This window comes from Ureibacillus yapensis (assembly GCF_003515775.1).
In the GTDB taxonomy this organism is placed as follows: domain Bacteria; phylum Bacillota; class Bacilli; order Bacillales_A; family Planococcaceae; genus Ureibacillus; species Ureibacillus yapensis.
This window is the reverse complement of sequence record NZ_QWEI01000001.1, coordinates 303,756-318,567: the sequence shown is the minus strand read 5'-3', so window position 1 is coordinate 318,567 and position 14,812 is coordinate 303,756. Positions and strand designations below refer to the sequence as shown.

At 38.9% G+C, this 14,812-nt stretch carries 12 protein-coding genes; 10 read left to right on the top strand and 2 right to left on the bottom strand.

Translation table 11 applies throughout. The features are described 5' to 3' along the window. Positions 1–111: 111 nt before the first annotated feature. From D1B33_RS01525 to D1B33_RS01480, 10 genes are all read left to right on the top strand, one after another. Complete coding sequence (locus D1B33_RS01525; RefSeq protein ID WP_118874565.1) at positions 112–1,482, top strand: UDP-glucose dehydrogenase family protein; 1,371 nt, start codon at positions 112–114, stop codon at positions 1,480–1,482. Further along, entirely contained in the window at positions 1,463–2,488 is a 1,026-nt protein-coding gene (locus D1B33_RS01520; protein WP_118874564.1) for a GDP-mannose 4,6-dehydratase, read from the top strand. Before D1B33_RS01525 ends, D1B33_RS01520 begins: the two co-directional genes overlap by 20 nt. A gap of 365 nt (positions 2,489–2,853) precedes the next feature. After that, positions 2,854–3,414, top strand: a complete 561-nt coding sequence (locus D1B33_RS01515) for a YdcF family protein (RefSeq protein ID WP_118874563.1) — start codon at positions 2,854–2,856, stop codon at positions 3,412–3,414. 1,343 nt (positions 3,415–4,757) lie between these two features. Further along, the gene (locus tag D1B33_RS01510) at positions 4,758–6,350 is read left to right on the top strand and encodes an ABC transporter substrate-binding protein (protein WP_118874562.1); all 1,593 of its coding nucleotides are present in this window, start codon (positions 4,758–4,760) and stop codon (positions 6,348–6,350) included. Positions 6,351–6,407: 57 nt separating this feature from the next. Continuing rightward, entirely contained in the window at positions 6,408–7,436 is a 1,029-nt protein-coding gene (locus tag D1B33_RS01505) for an ABC transporter permease (RefSeq protein WP_118874561.1), read from the top strand. After that, positions 7,337–8,257 carry an ABC transporter permease gene (locus tag D1B33_RS01500; protein WP_118874560.1) on the top strand — a complete coding sequence of 307 codons (921 nt, stop codon included), beginning with the start codon at positions 7,337–7,339 and terminating at the stop codon, positions 8,255–8,257. Before D1B33_RS01505 ends, D1B33_RS01500 begins: the two co-directional genes overlap by 100 nt. Positions 8,258–8,354: 97 nt before the next feature. Further along, positions 8,355–9,338: an ABC transporter ATP-binding protein gene (locus D1B33_RS01495; RefSeq protein WP_118874559.1), complete on the top strand. Its 984-nt coding sequence runs from the start codon at positions 8,355–8,357 to the stop codon at positions 9,336–9,338. Continuing rightward, the gene (locus D1B33_RS01490; protein ID WP_118874558.1) at positions 9,339–10,385 is read left to right on the top strand and encodes an ABC transporter ATP-binding protein; all 1,047 of its coding nucleotides are present in this window, start codon (positions 9,339–9,341) and stop codon (positions 10,383–10,385) included. Positions 10,386–10,404: 19 nt separating this feature from the next. After that, the gene (locus tag D1B33_RS01485; protein ID WP_118874557.1) at positions 10,405–11,538 is read left to right on the top strand and encodes a M20 family metallopeptidase; all 1,134 of its coding nucleotides are present in this window, start codon (positions 10,405–10,407) and stop codon (positions 11,536–11,538) included. 482 nt (positions 11,539–12,020) lie between these two features. After that, positions 12,021–12,326 (top strand): hypothetical protein, encoded by a 306-nt coding sequence (locus tag D1B33_RS01480; RefSeq protein ID WP_118874556.1) that lies wholly within the window; start codon positions 12,021–12,023, stop codon positions 12,324–12,326. 437 nt (positions 12,327–12,763) lie between these two features. On the opposite strand, the gene D1B33_RS01475 is transcribed toward D1B33_RS01480, so the two are convergent. Together D1B33_RS01475 and D1B33_RS01470 are read right to left on the bottom strand one after the other, a co-directional pair. Next, entirely contained in the window at positions 12,764–14,083 is a 1,320-nt protein-coding gene (locus D1B33_RS01475) for an ABC transporter permease (RefSeq protein WP_118874555.1), read from the bottom strand. Then, positions 14,080–14,739, bottom strand: coding sequence for an ABC transporter ATP-binding protein (locus D1B33_RS01470; RefSeq protein WP_118874554.1), 660 nt, complete (start codon positions 14,737–14,739; stop codon positions 14,080–14,082). Before D1B33_RS01470 ends, D1B33_RS01475 begins: the two co-directional genes overlap by 4 nt. Positions 14,740–14,812 lie beyond the last annotated feature (73 nt).

Here is a 14,812-nt window from a genome sequence, read left to right as displayed (position 1 = left end):
ATTGTTGTAAAACATTAGTAAATAAGAATTAGGTATATTCTTAATTACATGATGCTCTATATAGAGGCTTTATGTTTTATAAATAATTTTGAAAATGAGAGAAGGTTAATCATGTATAAAATAGCAGTGGCGGGAACGGGTTATGTAGGATTAGTAGCTGGTGTTTGCTTTGCAGAAGTTGGTCATCAAGTAACCTGTGTTGATATAGATAAAAAAAAGGTTGAAATAATGAAATCTGGAATATCTCCAATATATGAAGAAGGTTTAGAAGAGTTAATGCAGAAGAACAACGCTGCTGGAAGAATTGATTACACAACTGATTATCAATCGGCTTATAAGGATGCAGATGCAATTTTTATAGGTGTTGGTACTCCAGAACAACCTGATGGATCAGCAAATCTATCATTTATTGCTACTGTCGCTAGACAAATTGCTGAATCAGTAGTAAAAGATTGCTTAGTTGTTGTTAAATCAACTGTTCCAGTTGGAACGAATGACAAAGTGGAACAATTTATTAAAGATTTCTTAATTAATGATGTAAAAGTAGAAGTAGCTTCAAATCCAGAATTTTTGGCGCAGGGATCTGCAGTTCATGATACTTTACATGCAGAAAGAATAATTATTGGAACGGAAAGTAAGCAGGCTGAGCATTTACTCATGAAAATTTATGAGCCGTTCCATTTGCCTATTGTTTCTGTAAGTAGAAGATCTGCTGAGATGATTAAGTATGCGTCTAATGATTTTCTTGCACTTAAGATATCATATATGAATGATATTGCAAATCTCTGTGAATTAGTTGGTGCAGATATACAGGATGTTGCAAAAGGTATGAGTTTTGATGAACGGATTGGAAGTAAGTTTTTAAATGCAGGAATTGGTTTTGGTGGATCATGTTTTCCAAAAGATACAAAAGCTTTAGAGTATATTGCTAGACAAAATGGATATGAGTTGAAAACCGTTAAGGCTGCAATAGGTGTAAACAATGAACAGAAAACAATGTTATATAAGAAAGCAAGTAAAAGACTTATCACCTTTAACGGTCTTAAAGTAGCAGTACTAGGATTAACGTTTAAACCTGGTACAGATGATCTAAGAGAAGCAGCATCTCTTGAAAATGTACCTTTACTATTGGAACAAGGTGCAAATATTTTTGCATATGACCCTGTTGGAGCAGAAAACTTTGCTAAAGTTCATCCAGAAGGTAGGGGTGGTAGAGGGAGTATTACGTACGTTTCGAATATTGAGCACGCATTAGAGGGGGCGAATGTCTGCTTTATTTTTACTGAATGGGGAGAAGTTAAAGCAGTAACACCAGAAAAATATAAAGCATTAATGAGAACACCCTTAGTTTATGATGGAAGAAATATTTATCGTGTAGATAAGATGCAAGAAGCAGGAGTGGAGTATCATTCTATTGGAAGAAAATCTACCATCAGAGAAGTTTTAAAGGAGTCGAAGAATCTTGAATTACAAAACTCTTGATCCTTGTAAAACGTATTTAATTACAGGAGCAGCAGGTTTTATTGGGTACTATTTATCAAGAAAACTACTAGAGCAGGGCTGTAAGGTAATAGGTATAGATAACATAAACGATTATTATGATGTTAATCTTAAATATACTCGTTTAAATCAATTGGAACGTTATGAAAAGTTTACTTTCATTAAAGAAGATATTTCAAATAAGGAAATAGTCATGATAATTTTTAAAGAGTACAAGCCTAATGTGGTAGTAAATCTTGCTGCGCAAGCAGGTGTAAGATACTCAATAGAGAACCCGGATGTATATATACAAAGTAATATTATTGGGTTTTACAACATTCTTGAAGCATGTAGATATAATACAGTGGAACATCTAGTATATGCATCGTCTAGTTCTGTTTATGGAGCGAATAAAAAGGTTCCATTTAAAGAAACAGATTTCGTAGACAACCCAGTATCACTTTATGCATCTACTAAGAAATCCAATGAATTAATGGCTCACACCTATAGTCATCTTTATAAACTTCCAGCTACAGGACTTCGGTTCTTTACAGTTTATGGCCCGTTGGGTCGACCGGATATGGCTTACTTTGGATTTACAGATAAATATTTTTCTGGTGAGCCAATCAAGATCTTTAATAATGGTGATTTTGAAAATGACCTCTATAGGGACTTCACTTATATCGATGACATTGTAGAAGGAATAGAACGCCTTATAGGTAATCCACCTATAGGGGTTGTTCAACATAAAATCTTTAATATTGGGAACAACAGCCCAGAAAAATTGATGGTATTTATCGAAACTTTAGAAATTGCCTTAAGTAAAGCATTAAATAAAGAGGTGCGATTTGAGAAGATTTTTGAACCAATCAAGCCTGGAGATGTACCAGCAACCTATGCATCTACCGACTTATTACAAGAAGCGGTAAACTTTAAGCCAAAGACTTCTATAGAAGAAGGATTACAGAATTTTGCTAATTGGTACGTAGATTATTATAGAGTTAAATAATATCTAAAGCTCCTAGACCATTTATTGTTTAAGGAGCTTTATTATTTTAATAAGAAATAAAAAGAGAGATTTAATGCAAGTACGTAAAGCTAGCATATCAGTTGCAGGTCTAAGGACTAGATTTTTGCTTGCAACTAAAGAAATATTACCATAGTAGACAAGCCACACTGCAAAATACTATAGAAGAAGCACTGTAGTCAGGTATTGAAGAAATACTTATAATTAAAGGGAGAAATAAGAAGAGTATCGAGAATCAAGGTTTATTTTGAAAATCGAATTGGAATTAGAGTTAGAGGCAAAGAGTAATAGGAGTAGTAAGAAATTGTCAGTTTCCAAGGAATACTTAAAATAAAAAGGGTACTATTATGAACATAAAAAATTTTATGAGGTTTGTTATATTAATTGTCTTTCTAGTTTTTATATGGTTGCTTTTTGGTAAGGATTTTTTAGTAGTAAATGAAAAGCCAAAAAATTCTGATGTAATTATAGTTTTAAGTGGCGGCTCAGAAAGGTTAGAGAAAGCTGCCGGTCTCTATCATAGTGGTTACGCTGATTATGTATTGCTTACCAACTCGAATGCATCTGGAACGACGAAGGAAAAAGCAATGGCATTAGGCATCCCCGAAAATGCCTTAATCATGGAAGGTAAAGCAACCAGTACCTACACCAATGCATTATTTGCCAAAGATAAAATAGACAAGTATTCGTTCAACTCTGCCATCGTCGTGACATCGGATTACCATATTAGAAGAACAAAATTATCCTTTGACCGAGTTTTTAAAGATTCCCAAATGGAATTTGTCTATGTGGCATCTGCATCCAATGGAGAAATCGGTCAGTTTTCAAATAAAAAAGCTTTGAGAGAATATATTAAATTAATTGGCTACATTCTTGGTTTATATAAACTTATTGACCTTGAGGGTTAATTGATTTCTGAAAAAGAATACAACAGAACTCACTGTGCTCTGTTTTAGCTTATACGCCAAATAGTCTTTGAAAAAACATGTGGGCGCTATTTGCTCCTGCAATTTCAACGATTGTATGAGTGACAAAGATGCTGCAAATAATGTGCCTTAAGGTCATCGGGTAACCCTAATGCAACTGGCAGATCGACAAGCGAGTTGCGTGTAAAACCGCTGAACAAACATAAGTGCGTGACCGGAACCAACATCAAGATTGAACTGTTTTGCAATGAACCTAGAGATAATCACACAACGTCGAGATTCTTTTCGACATTATTCTTTTTTAATTAATTTATAAACTCTTTTATAAACTCTTTTAATTCTGAATGGGCCAATTTGTCCTCAACGTTAAGCTCAATCTGTCCTGTTGATAGAGGACAATTTGGCTGCATCGATGGGGCATTTTGTCATTCCAAGATACAAAAAAGCGAAGGTATTCCTAAACAATGAGATACCACTTGGATTTATCGGATTTATATGGAGTTTTATTCTTGAGTGAACGCAATAATCCTCTCATTTCTATACAAAAGATCCGACCAATTGTTTTGAAGCCAAAAAGGAAACTGTTGTGAACATTTTGAATAAGTATTGCAATGGCAATTATAACCATCATACTTGAATGGAGAGCTGAATAGCCTAAAGTGTTGCTAGTGCAGAACGATTGTTTCATTGAGCACGAGTATTGTTGCTAAAGTGAGTAATACAATCAGTATTGATTCATTTAAAAGAAGAAAGATTCATATTTGAACAACCCCTTCGTCAATTGGTATAAAAACGCTCTTTCGAATTTTTCAATACTACTTCTTTCTTTATTATAAATGCTACAAAATTGTCTTCAATAATTAAATATCGTTATTCATCCGAAAAAGAGTCATCATGGAAGAAAAAGTTTATTTGATCCGGCCAAATACCACTAGTTATGAAATGGTAAACACCTAGCAAGAGAATCGTCATCTATTTTTCAGTAAGCCCCGCTTAAAATAACCCATTCAGTTTTTCTTTCCAGCATTAACTGCCGCGCATTCTATTGAATCCCTTTATAAAACTCTTTCTTTCAACTCATGTAACTCTATCACTTCTACATGGTCAAAACTTCCTTCTTAAATTAATAGTTGCTTTTCAAATTTAGGGTAATCCTCTACTTCATAGCTATTAAAGAGAAAGATAATAAATAATTCATATATTGAAAAATAATTTGAATTGAAAGGTCATATATCATAAATCGTTTGAATATTAAAAGTATTAGGAAACTATCAAACTTCTACTATAAAATAGGGAGGAACAAAAAAATAGGGGGGCAAATGAGGATGAAAAGAAAAGCATTTTGGGGAATTTTTCTGTTTGTAATCAGTGCACTTTTGCTGGTAGGATGTTCTGGAGAAACCACTACAAGTGAACCGGCTGCTACTCAAGAACAAGGGAGTGACAATGCAACTGACAAAGATGCTGAAAATGGAGCTGACAAAACTTTAACGGTTGCCATCGGTTCGGATATGGTTTCATTCGATATCCATGATCATAACAATACTTCTACAGAGGCCATCCATGTCAATATGTTCAATTATTTATTCAAAAAAGATGCGAAGGGTGAAATTTACCCTGAGTTGGTCGAGGATTATCAAATCATTGATGATTTAACTGTTGAAATGAAAATTAAAGAGGGCGTTACCTTCCATAATGGCGACCCGCTTACTTCTGAAGACGTAAAGTTCACGTTGGAAAGAGTAGCGACAGACGATAAGTTGAAGGAATATCCAAATTATAAGCAGATTAAAGAAGTGCAAATAATCGATGATTATACGTTTAAAGTGATTACTCATGCGCCGGAACCTTCTCTATTCCACAGACTTTCACGTTTAGGGTCTGGTATTCTTCCGAAAAAATATATCGAAGAAAACGGCTGGGATCACTTCCTTGCGAATCCGGTAGGAACGGGTCCATACCAATTTAAAGAATGGGTACGTGACGATCACATTACCCTTGTTCCATATGACAACTACTATGATGGCAAAGTGGAAGAATGGGATGAGGTTGTGTTCCGTGTCATCCCTGAAAACTCAACACGTGTTTCCGAGTTATTGACAGGAGGCGTTGATATTGCCGTTAACATCCCTCCGGCTGATTGGGAGCGTGTGAATGCCAATGAAGGGACATCGATCGTACAAGAAATATCCAATCGTGTGATAATGTTGATTCTTCGTTCTACAGAAGGATTGCCAACAGCAGATCCTCGTGTTCGCCAAGCTCTGGATTATGCCATTGATGATGGCGCGTTGGTTAATAATGTATTGCTGGGAGGCGCGGTTCCAACTACTACCATGGTAGGTCCTGGTAACTTCGGCCATAACCCGGAACTTTATGATACTTACAACTATGATGTTGAAAAAGCAAAGGCGCTGCTTGCTGAAGCGGGTTATGAAGATGGCTTCGAGATAACGCTTCAATCTCCGCGCGGACGCTATTTGCAAGATGCTGAAGTAGCGGAAATGATTGCGGGTATGCTTGCAGCTGTTAACGTAAAAGTAAACGTTGAGTTTTTGGAATGGAGTAATTTTGTTGAAATGCGTAATGCCAATGAAAACAAGGAAGCTTACTTGCTTGGCTTAGGTAACTCTATGTTTGATGGCGCGTATTCTGTTGACTGGTATCGTGCAGAACGTTACGAAGGCCATACGGATTACAAAAACGATAAAATCGAAGAATTATTGGCTGCTTCTGCCGTTAATATGAATCCAGAAGAACGTGAGAAGCAAATCCAGGAAATTTCAGCCATTGCTGCTGAAGATGTGCCCTTCGTCAATCTTTATCAAGAAAAAATCAATATTGGTATAAGCGATAGCATCGATTTTATTCCAACACCGGATGAAATGATCTACGCACCATCTATTAAAAGAAAATAAATTTATCAATTAGAGGCTAGGGAGCAATCCCTAGTTTCTTTACTAAGAGGTGAGAAGATGGGTAAATTTTTGATTCGACGACTCCTGCAAATCATTCCGGTTCTTTTCATTATTTCATTCGTGGTATTTTGCCTGGTCTTTGTAGCTGGTGACCCCGTTGCATTGATGCTGCCGGAAGATGCAAGCCCTGAAGATATTGAACAGCTTCGAGAATCGCTTGGCTTGAATAAACCTTTTCATGTTCAGTATTTCACATATATGTTAGGGCTGGTGCAATTTGATTTCGGCGAGTCTTTCCGTTATAAAGAAAGCGCTTTACCGATTGTCCTTGAACGGCTTCCGGCCACTCTTGAATTGGCAACCGCTTCGATGATTGTTGCAATTGTGATTGCCATCCCTCTTGGTATTTGGTCGGCTACGAAGAAGAATTCCCCGCTGGACTTCCTGGCGACAGGTGGAGCCGTGTTGTGGAAAGCCATGCCAAACTTTTGGTTAGGGATAATGCTCATTATTTTGTTTTCTGTTACACTGGGCTGGTTTCCGGTATCCGGAAGAGGAAGTCTCAGCCACCTAGTTCTGCCCGCTTTAACACTTGGGACTGGAATTGCGGCAGAAATGACAAGGCTGATCCGATCAAGCATGCTTGAAATTCTGAATCAGGATTATATTCGAACAGCGAGAAGTAAAGGGATAAGAGAGTTTTTTGTTATTAATAAACATGCCTTTCGAAATGCACTGATTCCTGTTGTGACTATTACTGCATTGCAAACATCAACTGTTGTAGGAGGAACGCTAATCACGGAAACGGTATTTTCTTGGCCGGGTCTAGGACAGCTTCTCATCCAAGCGGTCAACACAAGGGATATGGCGATTGTGCAGGCAAGTGTGTTTATCATCGCTTTCATGGTCATCCTTATGAATCTGTTAGCGGATATTGTTTATAAAATACTGGATCCAAGAATCAAGTATTTGAAGGGGGAGGACATATGTCGGTCAATTCACAGATTGGAAATCAAGATTCAACAGTTGCAAGTTCAGTCAAGAGAACGCCTAATTTCTTTGTCCGTTGGCTGCGACTTCTGCTAAAAAGCAAAACCGGTACTTTCGGATTTATTATTGTGTTTGCTGTGATTCTTGTTGCACTTTTTGCTAAATCGCTTGCACCTCATGATCCCAAGATGATTAATCCCGCCATGATGCTTAAACCTCCAGTGTGGGTGGATGGAGGGTCATCGTTACATATTTTAGGCACGGATAACCTAGGTCGGGATATTTTAAGCAGGATTATCTATGGATCGCAAATTTCCCTTGCGGTTGGGATTTCTTCGGTTGCATTTGCAGGAGTCATTGGCGTCTTTGTTGGGTTGGTGGCTGGGTACTACGGAGGATTTATAGACAATATTTTAATGCGATTAGTCGATTCCTTTTTAGCGATTCCTACCATTTTATTTGCCCTTGTCTTTTTAACGATTTTCGGACCAAGCGTACCTACATTAATCGTGGTGCTTGGTATCACCAACTGGGTTCAATATGCACGACTTGTCCGGGGAGAAGTACTTTCAATCAAGGAACGCGAATTTGTAAAAGCAGCGAGATCAATTGGTGTACGGGATTGCAAAATTATTCTTAGACACCTTCTTCCCAATGTGATTTCCCCTTTCATCGTCATTTCGACTTTGAGTGTTGCAACAACCATTATTCTTGAAGCTTCTTTAAGCTTTTTAGGTTTGGGCATACAGCCTCCAACAATCTCGTGGGGCGGTATTTTAAGTGATGGGAGAGATTATGTAGCAACTAGCTGGTGGCTGGCCACTTTCCCTGGTATGGCGATTACAATCACCGTATTGGCAATCATTTTCCTCGGTGATTGGCTTCGTGATGTTCTTGATCCTCGAGACAATCATTAGGCAAATAACGCTTTCATTAATAAAAAAATTCTTAGATTAGACAAGAATACAATCGTTACTTCGGAAATATCCATTAGATAGTAAGAGGGGGCTTAACATGACAGAAGCGTTATTGGAGATAAAGGATTTAAAAACCTACTTTCATACAGAGAATGGAGTAGTTCCTTCGGTAGATGGCGTTTCTTTTTCAATAAAGAAAGGGGAAACCATTGCAGTAGTTGGTGAATCAGGCAGCGGAAAAAGTGTCACATCGCTATCCATCATGGGGCTGGTAGGCTCTCCAGGCAAGATTGTAGGTGGAGAGGTTTTATTTGAAGGGAAGGATTTAACGGCAATCTCTAAGCGAGACATGAGAAAGCTTCGCGGAAATGATATTGCAATGATTTTCCAGGAACCATTAACCTCCTTGAATCCACTGTTTACAGTCGGCAACCAAATCTCTGAATCGATTAAACTGCATCAAAATGCGAGCAAGGAACAAGCTAAGGTAAAAAGTATCGAGATGCTAAGAAAAGTGGGCATCCCTCGGCCTGAGAAGGTTTATTCTTCCTATCCACATCTGTTAAGCGGCGGGATGAGGCAGCGGGTCATGATTGCAATGGCTCTTTCTTGTAACCCTAAACTCCTGATTGCAGATGAACCAACAACAGCACTGGATGTAACGATTCAGGCACAAATTTTACAGCTTATGAGAAATCTTATACACGAAAACGATACATCCATCCTGTTGATTACCCATGACCTTGGCGTCGTAGCGGAAATGGTTGATACCGTCATCGTGATGTATGCCGGCCATGTTGTTGAATATACCGATGTCTATACACTTTTTAAGGAACCGAAGCACCCTTACACAAAAGGGTTGTTGGACAGTACGCCGAAAATTCATGAGCTGAAGGATGAACTGCAGTCAATTGAAGGAACCGTCCCAACACCCGGGTCCATCACACAAGGCTGCAGATTCCAGACACGCTGTCCATTAGCTTCAGGCAAGTGTTTCACAGAGGATCCAGAGCTTAAAGAAATCGCACAGAATCACAAAGTTCGCTGCTGGCTCCACGAGGAAGGAGAGGTGGCAATCTAAATGGTGCATATAATGGAGAAAAAGAACAAACAACAAGCTAAGGAAGAACAGTATTTATTGGAAGTAAAGGGCTTAAAAAAGTATTTTGATGTTAGTGAAGGCTGGTTGAAGAAAGAGAAACAATATTTAAAGGCCGTTGATGACATCGATTTTTATGTAAAACAAGGTGAAACTCTTGGAATCGTGGGTGAATCGGGATGCGGAAAATCAACTACCGGCAACTTGATTATGCAGCTGTTGGATAAAACAGAAGGCGAGATTCTTTTCGAAGGTGTGGACTTAAGTACATTAAAGGGAGAAGCTCTACGCAAAAAAAGAGCAGAAATCCAAATGATTTTTCAGGATCCGTTCTCTTCATTAAACCCACGAATGAGAGTATTTGAAATTATTGCCGAACCGTTAAGAACACACCAGGCAGCTAAAGGCAAAAAATTGGAGAACCAGGTGTATGAATTAATGGAGGTCGTTGGGCTGGATCGCTCCTATGCGAGAAGATATCCGCATGAATTTAGCGGCGGGCAAAGGCAGAGAATAGGGATTGCTAGAGCCCTAGCTCTAAAACCCAAGCTGATTATTTGTGATGAGCCCGTCTCTGCGCTTGACGTTTCCATCCAATCACAAATTCTTAACCTTATGGCTAAGCTGCAAAAAGACTTTCAATTGACCTATATATTCATTGCACATGGATTGCCGGCTGTTAAGCATATTAGTGATCGCGTGGCGGTGATGTATCTTGGCAAAATTGTCGAGATTACAACAAAAGAAAAGTTATTCCATCAGCCTTTCCATCCCTATACAGAAGGGTTATTATCGGCAGTTCCGATTCCTGATCCAACACTTCGAGAACAAAAACATCGAATTATACTAGAAGGTGATATGCCAAGTCCGGCAAATCCTCCTTCAGGATGCCGTTTTCATACGAGATGTCCGTATGCACAAGAACAATGTAAAGGTGAAGAACCGAAACTAATTGAAGAAAAGCCGGACCATTTTGTAGCCTGTCATTTCCCTCTGAAGGAAGGGCATGGCGTACTAATAGATCAATAAGCATTGGGAGATGGTGAAAGTGGAAACCTTTATACAAGGGAAAAAAACGGAGATGCTTCAACTAATTGAGCAGCTCGTCAATATAGATAGTGGCTCCTATGTGAAAAAGGGCGTTGACAGGGTAGGGGCGATTTTAAAGGAGAAGTATGAGGAACTTGGATTTATCGTTGATGTGAAAGAAGAAAAAGTTTTTGGCAACAACATGGTGATTCAGCACAAAAATGCGAAGGATCCAAAAATCATCCTTGTTGCGCATATGGATACCGTATTTCCGGAAGGCACTGTTGCCAAAAGACCTTTTACTATAGAGGGAAGCCGAGCATACGGACCTGGTGTTGTCGATATGAAATCCAGCCAGGTTGAATTAATCTATGCGATTAAAGCGCTGCAAAAAGTAGGGTCGAAAAGTGTGGAGAATATTTTGATTATTCTGAATGTTGATGAGGAATTGGGATCTATCACATCTCGCCCTTTAATTGAAAAGCATTCAAAAGGAAAAGAGTATGCGCTGATCATGGAACCTGCGCGAAAGGATGGTTCCCTGGTAACGGCACGGCGAGGCGGCGGCCACTATGAGATTGTGGTAAAGGGAAAAGCAGCTCACTCAGGCATTGAACCAGAAAACGGTAGAAGCGCCATTGAAGAACTGGCCTATAAAATTATTCAGCTCCATCAATTAAATGACCACGAAAAAGGCATTAGTGTCAACGTTGGATTAATCGAGGGCGGATCTTCCGTGAATACGGTGTCGGCAAACGCAGTGGCCCATGTCGATATTCGGATCTCCCAATTGGAACAGGCAGCCTATTTAGAAAAGAAGATTAAAGAAATCTGCTCCAAAACGGAAGTAGCCGGAACGAAGATAGAAATTGAGGGCGCCATTAATCGACCACCTATGGAATTTAACCACCAAACAGAAGAACTGTTTCACATTATCCAGGATGTTGGGAAAGAAATCGGCTTAAAGGTAAAATATACAGCAACTGGAGGCGGCGGTGATGCTTCCTTCACCTCGGCAACAGGCGTAGCAACAGTCGACGGTCTCGGCCCAGTCGGGGGAAATGCGCATAGTGAAAGAGAGTATTTAGAGATTGACACGCTACCGGAACGAACCTTACTTCTTGCGAAGACGATTCATCGGCTTTCGGAGTGAGGAAGGGATTCAGAAAGAAATCGCGAGCTTTTTTGCGGTTTCTTTTTTTGCAAGGATTAATAGATATGAATACCACTTTGTATAACAAATAAGCTGTTTCAATTGGAATCATTGCCTTATTGGCTGTACTGGTTTCACATGCACCATTTGGAGCAAGTAGGCCGATTACCTCATAGCGATGGTATCCTGGTAACGGTTATTCCTACTAAAGAAGGTTTCTTCAGCTTACTATAATCCTTTTACAATTTGATAATACTGCTAAAAGTATTGGGTTGGTTTGATTTTCATAGGATAAATATTGTCTATTTATGTCTAAACTATTAACTAATTTCAATTTTATGGATATAATGTATATTGTTAAACCTGATTAAAGGTAATTTTTACCAAGTATTTATTACTATAATTATGGTGTAAAGTATAAAAACTTTTAAAAGTTATTTTTAATTGCCAAGGAAATATTTTAATGAAAGAGTGTAGTGAATATGGATATGGAAAGAGTCCTCAATAAAGATAAAAGTCAACGAACTTCCATTCAAGCCATAGCTGTGATGATTTACAATGCGAAACAGTTTTACTCCCAGGAGGAAATGCTGGATACCACCATCAATGGATTACAACGCCCACTGGATAGTCAGATGGCTCCCAAATTCATGGAAGTATTGCAAGCAATCATATCAGATGTCTATCTGGGTAAAATCGAAACTGTTTCACATTACGGAAGAGAGAAACAAACATATAGAATGAAGCAATATTTATTTATTGCTTATCAAGGCCTATTAAAACTATAAGAATATTAAAAGTGATAATATCTTTGCTCCATCCGCGGCATATTTTTGAAAAGTTTGAAGGCTTTTATCTAACAAATGTCTTGGAAAGAAGGATAAGTTAACATGAAATTTTATTTTTTTAAGAGATTACGCTGTAAATTCAGAAAGATACACAAGTTCAACATATTGACAGATGAATGTGTATATTGCGGCAAAATGCGTAGACATTAGGATAGCGGGAGTAATCCGGGGGGGAGCCTTATTTTCTTTTTCAAGATTAGCAACTTACGATATCTTTTGAACAAGAAAAACTCATAAAGTTGGGAAGAAGGATATCTTCAAACTTTATGAGCAAAATATGTTGGGTTGCGGTATAAGGAAATCTGTATGGAAGGTGTTATCTATTATTTCGAATGTCAGATCTCAATTCAATTTTATATACTATTTAACAACAACTATCACTCAAAACGCAGCGCCTTACTCGGATTCATCCTAGCTGCCTTTAATGCAGGGTAAATCCCAAATAAACATCCGCAAGCCAACGTCGTGTATAGCGCTAGTTTCACAGCCCAAACAGGCAGAACTAAAGCAAATAGTTCAATATTGTTGTTCCAAACTTCAATAAATGCGTAGCCTAGACCAATGCCGATTACTCCACCGATGAAGCAAAGAAGCAGGGTTTCAAAGAAAAATTGAATCATGATTTCAAAGGTTGTGGCTCCTAACGCTTTTCGGATGCCAATTTCTCTAGTTCTTTCCCTAACGCTCATGACCATAACGTTCATAATGCCGGTACCGCTAATTAATAGCGCAATAACCGTAATTCCGACTAGCATGAGCTGCAAAATGGATGTCACTTTGCCGAGTGCGCCCAGCATTTGATCTTGCTTTACAACACTAAAATCAATTTCACTATGGTTCTCTTTTATGGCACTGAAAACGGCAGCATCGACTTCATCGACAACATCCATGGATGAGGCTTCTACTGTCATTTTCGTTAAATTTTTCATACTGGTTGTTTCGAGTGCTGTTTCAATTGGAATCATCACATTATTGTCTGTACTCGTTCCAAGTGCCGCATTTGGGGCAAGTACGCCGATTACCTTATAGGGGGTATCCTGAATCGTTATAGTTTTCCCAACTAAGGATGGTTCTTCCGCTGCCACCGAATCACCTGTTAGTAAGTTTAATAATTTCTTCCAAAGCGATTGTTGGCTGTCCGCGGAATCTGTATTATTCGTTTCCTCGGGGATATCCTGTTTGCCGAGAAGCGCATTATGGATATTGTTGCCAAGAACAATAACTTTTGCTTTCGCATCCTGTTCTTCTTCCGTGAAAAAGCGTCCTTCTTCTAGCTTTGAATGTTGCATCCGGGTGTATTGATGCGAAGTGCCAATTAACGCAGATTGAACTTTTTTATCTTCATATTGAACCCAATTGATGGTCTCTAGTTCAGGCATTACATAGTTTACATTCGGTACCTTTTCGACTGCTTTTGCATCCTCAATCGTCAACGTACTTGGTATGCTTGTCAGCCCACTTAGCAAATCTTTTTGACCGTTTGCTGTATCCAGTGCTCGTCCAGGCATGACTAAAATTTGTTCTGCGCCCAGGTTCCCCATTTGTTTCATTAATGAATCTTTCACACCAATGGCGATTGCCGAAAGCACAATCACTGCAAACATCCCGATGATGACGCCAATCATGGAAGCGAAGACGCGCGTTCGATTGGACCATAAACCATAGAGCGCCATTTTAAATCCGGATAGTATTTTCATAAGAGCACCCCATTCTGCAAATGGACAATGCGCTCCGCTCGATTTGCGACTTCGATGTCATGCGTAATCATGACAATCGTTACTCCTGATTCATGCAAGCGGTCGAACAAGCTCAAAATACTTTGCGTAGTTGCTTCATCTAAACTACCTGTCGGCTCGTCTGCCAAGAGGATACTGGGCTCGTTGACTAATGCCCGCGCGATGGCAACACGCTGTTTTTCACCGCCTGATAATTGGGCCGGTTTTGCCCGCTTTTTATGTAAAAGACCCACTTCATCCAACAGGTTATGAACACGCGCTTTTTTTCTACCCAAACGCTTTCGGCTGTAAGTTAGGGGAAGTCGTACATTTTGATACACAGACAAATTGGGAATTAAATGAAACTGCTGAAAGACAAAGCCAATTTCATTATTTCGTAAAGCTGTTCGGCGATTGGCTCTCATTTTATGTACCGATCTTCCTGCAAGTATGTATTCACCAGTATTGAATGAATCTAGGGCGCCCAGCAAATTCAGGATTGTACTTTTGCCTGATCCGGATTTACCCATGATGGCTATGTATTCTCCTTTTTTTACATGCAAATTGACGCCCCGTAAGATTTCTACATCCAGATTACCGGAGCGATAGTGTTTTTTGACGTTGCGAAATTCAATCATTTTTTGTGACCTACTTTCGAAATTGGTAAGTTTACATTCAAGCGTATGTACTTTTCTAACTAGGTTAATATCA

Bases quoted from the DNA above. Each gene is read 5' to 3' on its own strand.
- D1B33_RS01525 (WP_118874565.1), top strand. From the start codon at position 112: ATGTATAAAATAGCAGTGGCGGGAACGGGTTATGTAGGATTAGTAGCT.
- D1B33_RS01515 (WP_118874563.1), top strand. From the start codon at position 2,854: ATGAACATAAAAAATTTTATGAGGTTTGTTATATTAATTGTCTTTCTA.
- D1B33_RS01510 (WP_118874562.1), top strand. From the start codon at position 4,758: ATGAAAAGAAAAGCATTTTGGGGAATTTTTCTGTTTGTAATCAGTGCA.
- D1B33_RS01505 (WP_118874561.1), top strand. From the start codon at position 6,408: ATGGGTAAATTTTTGATTCGACGACTCCTGCAAATCATTCCGGTTCTT.
- D1B33_RS01500 (WP_118874560.1), top strand. From the start codon at position 7,337: ATGTCGGTCAATTCACAGATTGGAAATCAAGATTCAACAGTTGCAAGT.
- D1B33_RS01495 (WP_118874559.1), top strand. From the start codon at position 8,355: ATGACAGAAGCGTTATTGGAGATAAAGGATTTAAAAACCTACTTTCAT.
- D1B33_RS01490 (WP_118874558.1), top strand. From the start codon at position 9,339: ATGGTGCATATAATGGAGAAAAAGAACAAACAACAAGCTAAGGAAGAA.
- D1B33_RS01480 (WP_118874556.1), top strand. From the start codon at position 12,021: ATGGATATGGAAAGAGTCCTCAATAAAGATAAAAGTCAACGAACTTCC.
- D1B33_RS01475 (WP_118874555.1), bottom strand. From the start codon at position 14,083: ATGAAAATACTATCCGGATTTAAAATGGCGCTCTATGGTTTATGGTCC.
- D1B33_RS01470 (WP_118874554.1), bottom strand. From the start codon at position 14,739: ATGATTGAATTTCGCAACGTCAAAAAACACTATCGCTCCGGTAATCTG.